Here is a 12,652-nt window from a genome sequence, read left to right on the forward strand (position 1 = left end):
CGGCCTACCCCCACAACCCAACCACCCCACGGCCCCCACCATGAACAAGACACGTCGCCAGGTTTCTCTTGCCGCTGCATTCCTGGCTGCAGCCACGCTGTCCGGCACCGCGATGGCCCAGGCCTATCCGGCCAAGCCCATCACCATCATCGTGGCCTATCCGGCCGGTGGCGACACCGATGCCATGGCGCGCCTGTATGCCGAGAAGCTGTCCACGCGCCTGGGCCAGCCCGTGCTGGTGGACAACCGCCCCGGCGCCAGCGGCACCATCGGCAGCGTGCATGTGGCCAAGGCCGCGCCGGACGGCTACACCCTGCTGCTGGCGCCCAATACCTTCGCCATCGCGCAGTTCGTGCTCAAGACGGCCTCGGGCTCCAGCTACGACGTGCTGCACGGCTTCACGCCCATCGTGCAGACCAGCGTGCAGCCCATGTTCGTGGCCACCAACCAGGCCTCGGGCATCAAGGACATGAAGACCCTGATCGCCCAGGGCAAGCGCGACGGCCTGACCTACGCCAGCCCCGGCAGCGGCTCGCCCATGCACATCCTGGGTGAGATGTTCAACCGCGCCGCCGGCACGCGCATCGCCCACATCCCCTACAAGGGCGTGGCACCCGCCGTCAACGACCTGATCGGCGGCCATGTGCCCACGACCTTCATGACCTGGGGCCCGATCGCGCCCTACGTCGGCGGCAAGGTCACCGCCCTGGCCGTGGCCGACAGCCAGCGCAGCGCGCTGGCCCCCAATGTGCCCACCCTGGCCGAGCTGGGCGTCAAGGACGTGGAAGTGTCCGCATGGCAGGGCCTGTTCGGCCCCAAGGGCATGTCGCCCGAGACCGTGAAGCTGCTGAACACGCACCTCAACGAGATCCTGAAGATGCCCGACGTGGTCTCCAAGATGGCCACCTTCGGCGCGCTGCCCGCAGGCGGCGAGCCCGCGCGCCTGGAAAAGACGAATGCCGCCGATTTCAATCGCTTCGGCAAGCTCATCAAAGACCTGGATATCCGCGCTGACTAAATGACCTACCCCCTGAGTCGCTTCGCGCCTTCCCCCAAGGGGGACGACACCCTCGGTGCGGGGCGGCCCTTCCTCGGTGTCCCTGAGGTCGGGCTGCGCCGGTTTCGCGCGATACGGGTGGCGGGCGACGCTCCGGGCAATGAAGCCGAACCACGATTCAAGACAGTTTTCGAAGGAGAGAACCATGGCCGCTGATCGCTATCTCGAGCCGCACCAGGCGCGCGAACGTGCCCCCACCCTGATGGAAGACCTGCTGGGCGATTCCATCGAACGCGCCTTCGGCGAAGGCGTGCAGACCCTGCCCGAACTGGTGGCCTATCTCAACCGCAGCGGCCCCGCCGGCGAAAACGGGCAGGCCTGGACCGAAGACAGCTTCCAGGCGCTGATGGCGCGGCTGGGCTATTGATACCGAGCAGGACTGGAGAGCCCCATGAACGTACAAACCATCACCATCGATCCGGTGGACGGCCTGCTCAACAAAGGCCTGAAGAACCTCTGGTACGCGGTCTGCCCCTCGGACTTCGTGAAGACCCAGCCCGTGTCGGTGCGCCGCTTCGGCCGCAAGATCGCGCTGTGGCGCGATGCCGCCGGCCAAGTCCACGCGCTGGAAGACCATTGCCCGCACCGCGGTGCGCCGCTGTCGCAGGGCGTGATCCTGGGCGACCGCCTGGCTTGCCCCTACCACGGCGTGGAAGTGCGCGGCGACGGCACGGTGACCAAGGTGCCCGGCAGCCCCGGCTGCAAGCTCGAAGGCTCGCGCGCGGCGCTGGCCTTCCATGCGCGCGAGGCCCATGGCGCCATCTTTCTCTACAACAGCGACAAGGCCGTTGACGAGGCGCCCGAGTTCACGCTGCCCGAGGAGCTGACCTCGCCCGAGTACTCCAACTTCCTGTGCTATGCCGAGTGGCGCAGCGACTACCGCTATGCGCTGGACAACGTCATGGACCCCATGCACGGCACCTTCCTGCACAAGCAGTCGCACTCCATGGCCGAGGGCGACAGCAAGGCCACGTTCCAGGTGCGCGAGACCGATGACGGCTTCGTCTTCGAGAAGGTGGGCCAGCGCGGCGTGAACTTCGACTGGACCGAGTGGGGCAGCACGGGCGTGCACTGGATGCGCCTGGAGATTCCGTACCCCAAGACCGGCGGCCCCGGCGGCAACTTCGCCATCGTGGCCTGCGTCACGCCCATCAGCGCCGACCTGTGCTCCGTGTTCTTCTGGCGCTGCCGCAAGGTGCAGGGCTGGATGCGCGACACCTGGCGCTTCCTGTACCGCAACCGCCTGGAGGCGCGCCACTGGGCCGTGCTGGAGCAGGACCGGATCATGATGGAGCAGATGGAGCTGGACGCCAACGAGCGCGAGAACCTCTACCAGCACGACATCGGCCTGGTGCGCCTGCGCCGCCACCTGCGCCGCCTGGCCCAGGAGCAGATCGACGAAGGCGCCGCATCATGAGCACCAACCTCCAGGCCTTCGTGCACACGCTGCGCTTCGAGGCCCAGGACACCATCAGCGTGGACCTGCGGCCCGTGGCGGGCGGAGAGCTTCCCGCCTTCACGCCGGGCTCGCACATCGATCTGCACCTGCCCAACGGCCTGGTGCGCAGCTACTCGCTGAGCAACCCCAGCGAAGAGCGCCACCGCTACGTGGTCGGCGTGCTGCGCGACCGCGCCAGCCGCGGCGGCTCGCGCTGCGTGCACGAGTCGCTGCGCGTGGGCATGCCCATCACCATCTCCGAGCCGCGCAACCATTTCGCGCTGGATGAAAGCGCCGCGCACACCGTGCTGGTGGCCGGCGGCATCGGCATCACGCCGCTGCTGTGCATGGCGCGCCGGCTCAAGGGCCAGGGCCGCTCGTTCGAGATGCTGTACTTCGCCCGCGAGCGCAAGGGCGCGGCCTTCCTGGAAGAGCTGCAGGCGCTGGGCATGCCGCTGCACCTGCACTTCGACAGCGAGGCCGGTGGCCCGCCCGACCTGCGCGCGCTGCTGGCCCAACGGCAGCCCGATGCGGGCACGCACCACTACGCCTGCGGCCCCACGCCCATGCTGGACGCCTTCGAGAAGTTCTGCGCCGAGCTGGGCCACGCCAACGCCCACGTCGAGCGCTTCACGCCCGTGGAGGTCAAGGCCGCCGACGACGCGCGCAGCAACTACACGGTGGAGCTCAAGCGCAGCGGCCGCTTCATCGAGATCACGCCCGAGAAGTCGCTGCTCGACACCCTGCTGGATGCCGGCATCCAGATGGACCACAGCTGCTGCGAAGGCGTCTGCGGCTCCTGCGAGACGCGCGTGCTCGAAGGCATTCCGGACCACCGCGACTCGGTGCTCAGCCCCAAGGAAAAGGCCAGCAACAAAGTGATGATGGTCTGCGTTTCCGGCTGCAAGAGCGAGCGACTGGTCCTGGATATCTGAGCAGGCAATCAGACCTGCAAGGCAACAACCCACCACCCCCAAGCCACCCCCCAAGCCACCACCCCCAGAGGAGACAACCCCATGAAAACCATCCATACGCCCATGCTGGGCGTGGCGCTAGCCTGCCTGGCGTCCTTGCCCGGTGCCGCTTCGGCGCAGTCCAAGGTCGAGATCTTCGGCGTCGTCGATGTCGGCGTCACGCACCTGAACGGTTCCGGCCCCTCCAAGACCGGCCTGTCCACGGGCGGCGCCAACATCAGCCGCCTCGGCTTTCGCGGCACGGAAGAGCTGGGCGGCGGCCTGCGCGCGGGCTTCTGGCTGGAGGCGGGCATGGACGTGGACAGCGGCTCGGGCAAGGCCAGCGGTGGCGGCCTGAGCTTCAACCGCCGCTCCACCGTGAGCCTGTCGGGCGACTTCGGCGAAGTGCGCCTGGGCCGCGATGACTCGGCCACCTTCCTGAGCACGCTGATCTTCGACCCCTTCCTCACCAACGGCGTGGGCGGCACCATGGGCTTCACCATGCTGGGCATTCCCGGCACGGGCACGGCCACGGGCGGCGCGCCCATCCAGATCAGCAACGCGGTCAGCTACTTCCTGCCGCAGAACCTGGGCGGCTTCTACGGCCAGGTGCAGGTGGCCATGGGCGAGCAGGCGCGCAGCGCGCCCAACAAGAACCAGGGCGACTACCGCGGCCTGCGCTTCGGCTACCGCCAGGGCCCCTTCAACGGCGCACTGGCCACGGGCAAGTTCTATGGCGACAGCGATGCGACCAACCTCACGGCCAGCAACGTGGGCCTGAGCTGGGACTTCGGCGTGGCCAAGCCCATGCTGCTGTGGGCCAGCGAAAAGCGTGGCGCCCTCAAGGTCACCGCCCTGCAGCTGGGCGTGACCGCGCCCGTGGGCATGGGCGAGTTCAAGGCCTCCTACGGCCACTACAACACCGACGGCAGCAATGCCGACTGGAACAAGATCAGCGTGGGCTACGGGCACAACCTGTCCAAGCGCACCCAGGTCTACGGCACGGTGGCCTTCCTCAAGAACAAGGACGGCGCGGCCAAGTCCATCGGCGTGCAGGGCCTGTCGGCCCCGGGCACCACGCTGGGCGGCCGCTCCTCCGGCTTCGAGGTGGGCGTGCGCCACTTCTTCTGATACAGCCCATCGGGCGATAGAGACTTGCCATGAAAGATATGCGTGCGGCCCGCTGGTGGGGGGTGATCAGCCTCTTCATCATCGTCGCCATCTCCTATGTGGACCGGATCAACCTTTCGATCCTCATCCTCGACCAGGGATTCCTGGACCACATCGGGCTGACGCACGACGACCGCACGCGCCAGGGCCTGCTGGCCACGGCCTTCATGGTGGGCTACGGCGTTTCTTCCTTCGTGTTGACGCCGTTTTGCGCGGCGCTCTTCGGCGTGCGCCGAAGCCTGGTGGTCGGCCTGCTGCTGTGGGGCGCCGTGTCCTTTCTGTCCCCGGCCATGAACAGCTATGGCCTGCTGCTGGCCTCGCGCATCCTGCTGGGCATCTCCGAAGGGCCGCTGTACTCGCTGGCGGGCAGCTACATCAAGGCGCATTTCCAGAGCCACGAGAACGGCCTGCCCAACTCCTTCGTGAACATGGGCACGGGACTGGGGCTGGCGGTGGGCTACCCGCTGATCGGCTACCTGGTGGCCGGCCATGACTGGCAGACCTCGTTCCACGTGCTGGGGCTGATCAATGTGGCCATCGGCATCCCGCTGGTGCTGGCCTTCATCCGCATGCCCCGCGTGGACACCGGCATGCCGCGCCCGCGCTCGCTGGGCGAGGCGGTGGGACAGGTCGGCCAGATCGTGCGCGGCGCCATGCACACGCGCTATCTGGTGCTGGTGGCCGTGCTGTCGGCGGCCTTCTTCTCCTACCTCTGGGGCAGCAGCAACTGGCTGCCGGCCTATCTGGAGTCGCGCGGCTTTTCGCTGCGCGAGATGGGCTGGCTGGCCTCGCTGCCGCAGTACGCCACGGTGCTGGCCGTGCTGGTCGGCGGCATCGTCATCGACCGCCTGCCGCGCCGCCAGGTGCCGCTGATCTTCGTCGGCGGCAGCCTGGGCCTGGCGCTGGCCATCTGGCTGGCCATCCACATGGAAGACCGCTACGCGGCGGCCTACTGCCTGATCGCCGCCAACTTCTGCTGGGGCCTGATGAGCCCGGCCATCCCCAGCACCGTGCAGTACTGCGCGCGGCCCGAGCATGTGGCCAGCGCCTACGGCGTCGTCAACGGCACGGCGACCCTGGTGGCGGGCTTCATGCCTGCGCTCATGGGGGCCGTCATCGGCTGGACCTCGCATTCGGCCGGTGGCGGGTTCGTCGCAGGCTTCAGCCTGCTGGTGGGCACGCAGCTGGTGGTCATGGTCTGCGGCCTGGTGCTGTGGCTGCGCGAGCGCCGCCAGGGCGCCGACAGTGCCAGCGATGCCCGGGACAGGTCCGCGCGCACGGCCTGACCTGCACTACAGCGCACCCGCTGCGGCGCACTGCTCCAGAAACGTCACCAGGGCCTGCACGCGCGCCGTGCGGCCCTTGCGCGTGGGCACCAGCAGGGTGACGGGCGCGCTGCCGAAATGCCAGTCCGGCAGCACGCGCACCAGCCGGCCCTCGGCAACGGCCTGCTCCATGTCCCATTGCGAACGCAGCACCAGGCCCAGGCCCTGCTCGGCCCAGTGGCGGGCCACGCCGCCGTCGTTGGTGACGTAGGACGGCGTCACGCGCAGGGTCTGGCCGTCCGCGGCACGCCGGCTGGCGGCCGGGCGCAGGTGCCACAGCGTCACGTCTTCCTCGTTCTCGCGGATGCAGATGCAGGCGTGCTCCAGCAATTCGCGCGGCGTGGCGGGCGTGCCGTGGCGGCGCAGGTAGTCGGGGCTGGCGCACAGCCAGCGGTCATTGGCGGCCAGTTCGCGCGCCACCCAGGAGGAGTCGCGCACCGCGCCGATGTGGACCACGGCGTCGGCATCGTGGCGGTCGGGGAAGGGCGTTTCGCGCAGGTCCAGCTGCAGTTTCAGTTGCGGGTGCTGGCGCGTGAAGGGCACCAGGGCCGGGGCCAGCCGGCTGCGCCCGTAGCCAAAGGGCGCGGCAATGCGCAGCGTGCCGCCCAGCTGGCGGGCATCGCCGTGCAGCGAGTCGCGCAGCTCCTCGATCTGGCCCAGCAGCCGCACGGCCTCGCGGGCGAAGCGCTCGCCCTCGGGCGTCAGCGCCAGGCGCCGCGCGCTGCGGTTGGCCAGGGACAGGCCCAGTTCTGCCTCCAGCCGGCGCAGCCGCATGGACAGGGCAGGCGGCGTCACATCGAGCGCACGGGCTGCGGCGCTCAGCGAGCTTTCGCGCAGCAGGGCGGCGGCAAGCTGCAGGTCTTCGATGGCAATCATTCAATTTGCCTTAACGATTGATGACGGCGGATTTAACCACGGGCACAGGTTCCATCCGTACAGTTCCAGGCCATGAACACCCCAGCCCCACTGACGGAACCGACCGCCGCCGCCTGGCCCCGTGCCGTGCTTTTCGACCTGCTGACCGCCTTGCTCGACTCCTGGACGGTATGGAACAGCGCTGCCGGCAGCGAGGCCGCAGGGCGCGACTGGCGCGCCGAGTACCTGCGCCTGACCTATGGCTGCGGCGCCTACCAGCCCTATGAAGACCTGGTGCGCGAGGCGGCCCGCAACCGGGGCCTGCCCGCCTCGGCCGCCGACCGGCTGGAGGCGCAATGGGACCAGCTGCAGCCCTGGGATGGCGCGCGCGAGTTGCTGGCCGCCCTGCGCCCGCACTGCCGCCTGGCCGTGGTGACCAATTGCTCCGAGCGCCTGGGTCAGCGTGCCGCCGCGCTGCTGGGCGTGGATTGGGATGTGGTGGTCACCTCGGAAGCAGCAGGCTTCTACAAGCCCGACCCCCGGCCCTACCAGCTGGCGCTGGACCGGCTGGGGCTGCCTGCGGACCAGGCCGCCTTTGTGGCCGGTTCGGGCTATGACCTGTTCGGCACCTCGGCCGTGGGCCTGCGCACCTTCTGGCACAACCGCGTGGGTCTGTCGCGGCCCGATGGAGCGCCTGCCGCCGAAGCTGAAGCTTCCACGCTGGCCCCCGCCTTGCCCTGGCTGCGCGGCTTTGCCGCAGGCCGCTGACTGTGCCAAGTCTCTTTCAGGAGCCGCCATGCAAGACACTCTTTTGACGCTGGACACGCCCGCTGCCGTGATCGACCTCGACCGCATGCAGCGCAACATCGCCCGCATGCAGCAGCGCATGGACGCGCAGGGCGTGCGCCTGCGCCCCCATGTGAAGACCAGCAAGAGCGTGCCCGTGGCCGCCGCGCAGCGTGCGGCCGGGGCCTCGGGCATCACGGTCTCCACCCTGAAGGAGGCCGAGCAGTTCTTTGCGGCAGGCACCACCGACATCCTGTATGCCGTGAGCATGGCGCCGCACCGCCTGCCGCAGGCCCTGCAACTGCGCCGGCGCGGCTGCGACCTCAAGCTCATCGTGGACAGCGTGGCGGCGGCCCAGGCCATTGCCGCGTTCGGCCGCGAGCAGGGCGAGGCCTTCGAGGTGTGGATAGAGATCGACACCGACGGCCACCGCTCCGGCGTGGGCGCAGACGACACGCCGCTGCTGCTGGCCATTGGCCGCACGCTGCACGACGGCGGCATGCGCCTGGGCGGTGTGCTCACGCATGCGGGCTCCAGCTACGAGCTGGATACGCCCGAGGCGCTGCAGGCGCTGGCCGAGCGCGAGCGCGCCGGCTGCGTGCAGGCCGCCGAGGCCCTGCGCGCGGCCGGCCTGCCGTGCCCCGTGGTCAGCGTGGGCTCCACGCCCACGGCGCTGGCGGCCAGCCGGCTGGACGGTGTGACCGAGGTGCGCGCAGGCGTCTACGTGTTCTTCGACCTGGTGATGCGCAACATCGGCGTGTGCACGGCCGAGGACGTGGCGCTGTCGGTGCTGGCCACCGTGATCGGCCACCAGGCCGACAAGGGCTGGGCCATCGTGGATGCGGGCTGGATGGCCATGAGCCGCGACCGCGGAACGGCCCGGCAGAAACAGGATTTCGGCTACGGCCAGGTCTGCGACCTGCAGGGGCTGGTGATGCCGGGCTTCGTGCTCACGGGCGCCAACCAGGAGCACGGCATTCTGGCCCGGGCCGATGGCGCGGCGGAGGCCGACATCGCCACGCGCTTTCCCCTGGGCACGCGGCTGCGCATCCTGCCCAACCATGCCTGCGCCACGGGCGCGCAGTTCCCGGCCTACCAGGCGCTGGCGGCAGATGGCTCGGTGCAAACCTGGGAGCGGCTCCATGGCTGGTGAAAGCGGGATAGATCTGCGCCATGCATCGCCGAACCTGCCTGCGCCGGGCGGCCACTACAGCCACACGGCCACGGGCCAGGGGCTGGTCTTCGTGTCAGGGCAGCTGCCCATACGGCCCGACGGCACGCGCCTGGTGGATGCCGGTTTCGAGGACCAGGCCCGGCAGGCGCTGGCCAACCTGGCAGCGGCGCTGGAGCTGGCCGGCAGCGGCGTGCCGCGGCTGCTGCAGGTGCGCGTGTACCTGGACGACATGGCGCACTGGCCGGCCTTTGACCGCATCTACGCGGACTGGGCCGGCGCGCACCGGCCCGCGCGCGCCGTGGTGCCCACGGGGGCGCTGCATTTCGGGTTGAAGGTGGAGATCGAGGCCGTGGCGCTGGCCTGAGAAGGCGTTCCGGCCCGGGGGGGCCGGCTGCCGCTACTTCAGCCAGCCGCGCTTGCGGAAGTAGAGCATGGGCCCCACGGCGCTGAGCACCATGAGCCCGATGACGTAGACGTAGCCGAACTCCCATTCCAGCTCGGGCATGAACTTGAAGTTCATGCCGTAGACGCTGGCGATCAGCGTGGGCGGCAGCAGGGCCACGCTGGCCACCGAGAAGATCTTGATGATCTTGTTCTGGTTGATGTTGATGAAGCCGACCGTGGCATCCATCAGGAAGTTGATCTTGTCGAAGAGGAAGGCCGTGTGGCTGTCCAGCGATTCGATGTCGCGCAGGATCTGGCGCGCTTCCTCGAACTGCTCGGCATTGAGCATCTTGGAACGCATCATGAAGCTGACGGCGCGGCGCGTGTCCATGACGTTGCGGCGGATGCGGCCGTTCAAGTCTTCCTGGCGCGCAATGGCGCCCAGCACCTCGCGGGCCACGTCGTCGGTCACGTCGCCGGACAGCACCATCTGGCTGGCTTTTTCGAGGTCGTCGTAGATGCGCTCCAGCGTGTCGGCCGAGTATTCGGCGTCGGCGTCGAAGAGCTTGAGCAGCACGTCCTTGGCCTCGTCGATCAGGCCCGGCGCGCGGCGCGCGCGCATGCGCAGCAGGCGAAAGACGGGCACGTCCTCGTCGTGGATGGAGAAAAGCACGCCGCAGCTGCGCAGGTTCTTGTTGTGCTCGTTGACGATGAAGGCCACGCGCACCGAACGCGGGTCCTCGTCATCGTCGATCAGGAAGTCGCTGCGGATGTGCAGCTCGCCGTTGTCTTCCTCGTAGAAGCGGGCGGATTCCTCGATGTCGTCGTCCATCGCATCCTCGGGGATGGACAGCTCGTAGTGCTGCTTGATCCAGCGCTTTTCCTCGACCGTGGGCGACTCCAGGTCCACCCAGATCGGCTTGAAGCGGGACAGCTCCTCCAGCGACTCGATCTCTTCTTGAACCAGGCGGCCATTGGCCAGCGTAAAGATGTTGAGCATAGGCTCACTCCAGGTGTTCTTCTCAGGCGTGCGGGGTATCGGAGGTGCTTTCAACCCCACAGGCCAACCGGGAGTTGAAAGCTACCAACTGGGGTAGGTTTCCACGGAGCTTTCTCCAAGATGCAAAGCGTTGGATTATGCAGCGTTGCGCTGCAGCATGCGGGCCGGCTGCGCTATTCGGAAGCGGCTCCAGGGGGCATCTGGCGGCCTGTCACAAAAGCCTGGGCATGGCACAGGTCGGCCCAGGCGCCGGCCTTGGCCTGGGGGGCGCGCAGCAGGTAGTTGGGGTCGTAGCTGACCACGGCGGGCACGCCCGCAATGCGGTGCGGCTCGGCACGCAGGCGGCCCAGCGCCTCCTGGCGCTGCAGCACGGCGCGCGCCGTGGCCAGCCCCAGCACCAGCACGCAGGCCGGGCGCAGATCGCGCAGCAGCGCCTCCAGCGATGGCTGCAGCGCCGGGACCTCGGGCGCCTCCTGTCCTTCGGCCGCAGGCTGCACGCGGTGCAGGGCGGCGCTGTACAGGCGCGGATGGTCCTGCAGGTTCAGCGCGCGCAGCATGTTGTCCAGCAGCCGGGCCGCGTCGCCTTCGAGCGCGGTGCGCGCGCAGTCGGGGCCGGGGCGCTGGGCGGGTGGCAGGGGCAGCGAGTTGGCGGGCGGCTCCAGCAGGATCAGCCAGCCGCCTTCGCCGCCATCACCGGCAGGCGGGGTTGCCGCATACACGGGCCGTACGGGGCCCAGCCGCCAGCCCAGCCCGGGGGCGCCGGCCACGGGCTGCTGCACGTAGCGGCGCGGCGGGCGTTCGCGTTCGGGAATGACGGGGGCGGGAGAGGCATGCACGGGTGCGGGAGGCGGTGGCGCCTGGACAGGCGCCTGAACAGGCACCTGAACGCGTGCGGGCGTTGGCGCGGCGACAGGCGCCGGTGCAGCAGGCGCCGGGGAGGGCGCCTCCTGCACGGGCGGCGGCACGGGGCGGGCCGCCAGCGGATCTGCCAGGGGCGCCGCTGCAGGCGCATCGGCGGGCGCAGCCAGGGCCTCGGACAGCACGGCGGGTGCGGTCTCGGGCTCGGGCAGCCAGACGGTGATGCCCATGGCGTGCAGCATGGCCCGCTGGCGGGTGTCTAGATTCAGGGCCATAGCTTGAGGCTCATGAGCACGGCATGCTCGCGCGGGCCGTCGTGCATGGGGTAGTAGTTCTTGCGCAGGCCCACCTCCTGGTAGCCATGCGCGGCGTAGATGCTGCGTGCGCGGACATTGCTCTCGCGCACTTCCAGCCAGATCCATTGGGCCTTGCGCTGGCGCGCCCACAGGGCCAGCGCGTCCAGCAGGATGCGGGCCCAGCCCTGGCGCTGGCGCGACGGGGCCACGGTGATGTTGAGCAGGTGGACCTCGTCGAGCACGATCATGGCGACGAAGTAGCCCACCAGTTCGCCCCGGGCATCGACCAGCAGCTGCGCTTCATTGCCGGCCGCCATGGCATCGATGAAGTTGCCACGGGACCAGGGATGCGAGTAGGCCTGCTGCTCCACAGGCAGCAGCATGTCCAGCCACAGCACGTTCAGCGGCTCGAAGCGCACGCTGTCCCGCTCCGGCGCCGGAGCCGGGGCGTCGGTCAGGGGCGGCTGCGGCCGCGAGGGCTGTGGCGTGTGCGTGCTCATGGTGCGGGCGGGGTGGCCTCTGGGGTGGGCGTGGCCAGGGCCAGCGCGGCGGCCGCCTTGGCAGCCTCCCGCTCGGCCGTGGTCTGCGCGACTTTATCGCGGATGTAGCGCGGCAGGGCCTGGTCGGCCGGCAAGGCGCGGTCGGCCGCCAGCAGGGCCGGGGCCAGGCGCAGCATGGCGGCGGCGGTGGGCAGGGCGGCCAGGTGGCTGGCCTGGGGCGCCAGGCGCTCGCCGTAGGCGGCCAGGGCGTTGCCGGCCACCACGGTGCCGGGCGGCAGTTGCAGGGCCTCGGGCGCGCACAGGCCGAAGTCGCCGCTTTGCTCGCCAATGTCGTTCCAGCGGCCGTCGCTCCAGTGATAGGCGGCGTGATAGACCTCGTTCATGCGCGCATCGATCACGGCGATGAGGTCGGTGCAGCCGTATTGCATGCGGGCCTGCTCGGCCACGGCCAGCAGGCTGTCCATGGGCAGCACGGGCACGCGGGCGGCAAAGGCCAGCCCCTGGGCCACGGAGCAGGCCGTGCGCAGGCCCGTGAACGAGCCCGGACCCCGGCCGAAGACGATGGCCTGCAGCTCGGCGAATTCCAGGCCGGCCTGGGCCATCAGCGCCAGGATGGCGGGGATCAGCTCGGTCGAGGTCTGCGGGCCGCCGGGGCCGCTGTGCTCCCAGACGGCATCGCCGCGCTGCACGGCGATGGAGAGGGTGTCGGTACTGGTGTCTAGGGCAAGAAGATTCATGGCTTGGGGCAGGCGGCGGTGCCGCAGCAAGTGCAGGATTATCGGTGCCCCGCCCGTCCCGCGCCCGGCAGGGCTGCAATGACCGGCGTAGACTTGCCGGCCATGTTGCATCTTTCGCC

The 12,652-nt window shown here is 69.5% G+C and carries 14 protein-coding genes; 9 read left to right on the top strand and 5 right to left on the bottom strand.

Annotation, left to right across the window (positions count from 1 at the left end):
• The first annotated feature begins 40 nt into the window (after positions 1–40).
• The 6 genes from DA1_RS25620 to DA1_RS25650 all read left to right on the top strand — a co-directional run bounded on the left by DA1_RS25620 (position 41) and on the right by DA1_RS25650 (position 5,904).
• Positions 41–1,018 (top strand): Bug family tripartite tricarboxylate transporter substrate binding protein, encoded by a 978-nt coding sequence (locus DA1_RS25620; RefSeq protein WP_034389881.1) that lies wholly within the window; start codon positions 41–43, stop codon positions 1,016–1,018.
• 184 nt (positions 1,019–1,202) lie between these two features.
• Complete coding sequence (locus DA1_RS25630) at positions 1,203–1,424, top strand: recombinase-like helix-turn-helix domain-containing protein (protein ID WP_012202895.1); 222 nt, start codon at positions 1,203–1,205, stop codon at positions 1,422–1,424.
• Between the two features lie 24 nt (positions 1,425–1,448).
• Positions 1,449–2,474 carry a Rieske 2Fe-2S domain-containing protein gene (locus DA1_RS25635; RefSeq protein WP_034389882.1) on the top strand — a complete coding sequence of 342 codons (1,026 nt, stop codon included), beginning with the start codon at positions 1,449–1,451 and terminating at the stop codon, positions 2,472–2,474.
• Positions 2,471–3,430, top strand: a complete 960-nt coding sequence (locus tag DA1_RS25640; protein WP_012202897.1) for a PDR/VanB family oxidoreductase — start codon at positions 2,471–2,473, stop codon at positions 3,428–3,430. Before DA1_RS25635 ends, DA1_RS25640 begins: the two co-directional genes overlap by 4 nt.
• Before the next feature lie 81 nt (positions 3,431–3,511).
• Complete coding sequence (locus tag DA1_RS25645) at positions 3,512–4,579, top strand: porin (RefSeq protein ID WP_013804504.1); 1,068 nt, start codon at positions 3,512–3,514, stop codon at positions 4,577–4,579.
• A gap of 29 nt (positions 4,580–4,608) precedes the next feature.
• Entirely contained in the window at positions 4,609–5,904 is a 1,296-nt protein-coding gene (locus DA1_RS25650) for an MFS transporter (RefSeq protein ID WP_034389883.1), read from the top strand.
• Between the two features lie 6 nt (positions 5,905–5,910).
• On the opposite strand, the gene DA1_RS25655 is transcribed toward DA1_RS25650, so the two are convergent.
• Entirely contained in the window at positions 5,911–6,819 is a 909-nt protein-coding gene (locus DA1_RS25655) for a LysR family transcriptional regulator (protein WP_012202900.1), read from the bottom strand.
• Between the two features lie 72 nt (positions 6,820–6,891).
• On the opposite strand from DA1_RS25655, the gene DA1_RS25660 reads away from it, so the two are divergent.
• From DA1_RS25660 to DA1_RS25670, 3 genes are read left to right on the top strand one after another with little or no spacing between them, the layout of a single operon-like run.
• On the top strand, positions 6,892–7,566 hold the full coding sequence (locus DA1_RS25660) for an HAD family hydrolase (protein ID WP_034389884.1): 675 nt from the start codon (positions 6,892–6,894) through the stop codon (positions 7,564–7,566).
• A gap of 28 nt (positions 7,567–7,594) precedes the next feature.
• A complete protein-coding gene (locus DA1_RS25665) occupies positions 7,595–8,737 on the top strand; it encodes a DSD1 family PLP-dependent enzyme (protein ID WP_034389885.1) in 1,143 nt (380 codons plus the stop codon).
• On the top strand, positions 8,727–9,122 hold the full coding sequence (locus tag DA1_RS25670) for a RidA family protein (RefSeq protein WP_034389886.1): 396 nt from the start codon (positions 8,727–8,729) through the stop codon (positions 9,120–9,122). The genes DA1_RS25665 and DA1_RS25670 overlap by 11 nt, the downstream gene beginning before the upstream one ends.
• Positions 9,123–9,155: 33 nt before the next feature.
• On the opposite strand, the gene corA is transcribed toward DA1_RS25670, so the two are convergent.
• The 4 genes from corA to tsaB form a co-directional block, all read right to left on the bottom strand.
• Positions 9,156–10,142 (bottom strand): magnesium/cobalt transporter CorA, encoded by a 987-nt coding sequence (gene corA / locus DA1_RS25675; protein ID WP_013804498.1) that lies wholly within the window; start codon positions 10,140–10,142, stop codon positions 9,156–9,158.
• 173 nt (positions 10,143–10,315) lie between these two features.
• Entirely contained in the window at positions 10,316–11,275 is a 960-nt protein-coding gene (locus DA1_RS25680; protein WP_034389887.1) for a uracil-DNA glycosylase family protein, read from the bottom strand.
• Entirely contained in the window at positions 11,266–11,796 is a 531-nt protein-coding gene (gene rimI, locus DA1_RS25685; protein ID WP_034389888.1) for a ribosomal protein S18-alanine N-acetyltransferase, read from the bottom strand. The genes DA1_RS25680 and rimI overlap by 10 nt, the downstream gene beginning before the upstream one ends.
• On the bottom strand, positions 11,793–12,533 hold the full coding sequence (gene tsaB, locus DA1_RS25690; protein ID WP_034398089.1) for a tRNA (adenosine(37)-N6)-threonylcarbamoyltransferase complex dimerization subunit type 1 TsaB: 741 nt from the start codon (positions 12,531–12,533) through the stop codon (positions 11,793–11,795). The genes rimI and tsaB overlap by 4 nt, the downstream gene beginning before the upstream one ends.
• Positions 12,534–12,652 lie beyond the last annotated feature (119 nt).

It is taken from the genome of Delftia acidovorans NBRC 14950, from assembly GCF_001598795.1.
Taxonomy (GTDB): Bacteria; Pseudomonadota; Gammaproteobacteria; order Burkholderiales; family Burkholderiaceae_C; genus Comamonas; species Comamonas acidovorans.

Bases quoted from the DNA above. Each gene is read 5' to 3' on its own strand.
- DA1_RS25620 (WP_034389881.1), top strand. From the start codon at position 41: ATGAACAAGACACGTCGCCAGGTTTCTCTTGCCGCTGCATTCCTGGCT.
- DA1_RS25630 (WP_012202895.1), top strand. From the start codon at position 1,203: ATGGCCGCTGATCGCTATCTCGAGCCGCACCAGGCGCGCGAACGTGCC.
- DA1_RS25635 (WP_034389882.1), top strand. From the start codon at position 1,449: ATGAACGTACAAACCATCACCATCGATCCGGTGGACGGCCTGCTCAAC.
- DA1_RS25640 (WP_012202897.1), top strand. From the start codon at position 2,471: ATGAGCACCAACCTCCAGGCCTTCGTGCACACGCTGCGCTTCGAGGCC.
- DA1_RS25645 (WP_013804504.1), top strand. From the start codon at position 3,512: ATGAAAACCATCCATACGCCCATGCTGGGCGTGGCGCTAGCCTGCCTG.
- DA1_RS25650 (WP_034389883.1), top strand. From the start codon at position 4,609: ATGAAAGATATGCGTGCGGCCCGCTGGTGGGGGGTGATCAGCCTCTTC.
- DA1_RS25655 (WP_012202900.1), bottom strand. From the start codon at position 6,819: ATGATTGCCATCGAAGACCTGCAGCTTGCCGCCGCCCTGCTGCGCGAA.
- DA1_RS25660 (WP_034389884.1), top strand. From the start codon at position 6,892: ATGAACACCCCAGCCCCACTGACGGAACCGACCGCCGCCGCCTGGCCC.
- DA1_RS25665 (WP_034389885.1), top strand. From the start codon at position 7,595: ATGCAAGACACTCTTTTGACGCTGGACACGCCCGCTGCCGTGATCGAC.
- DA1_RS25670 (WP_034389886.1), top strand. From the start codon at position 8,727: ATGGCTGGTGAAAGCGGGATAGATCTGCGCCATGCATCGCCGAACCTG.
- corA (WP_013804498.1), bottom strand. From the start codon at position 10,142: ATGCTCAACATCTTTACGCTGGCCAATGGCCGCCTGGTTCAAGAAGAG.
- DA1_RS25680 (WP_034389887.1), bottom strand. From the start codon at position 11,275: ATGGCCCTGAATCTAGACACCCGCCAGCGGGCCATGCTGCACGCCATG.
- rimI (WP_034389888.1), bottom strand. From the start codon at position 11,796: ATGAGCACGCACACGCCACAGCCCTCGCGGCCGCAGCCGCCCCTGACC.
- tsaB (WP_034398089.1), bottom strand. From the start codon at position 12,533: ATGAATCTTCTTGCCCTAGACACCAGTACCGACACCCTCTCCATCGCC.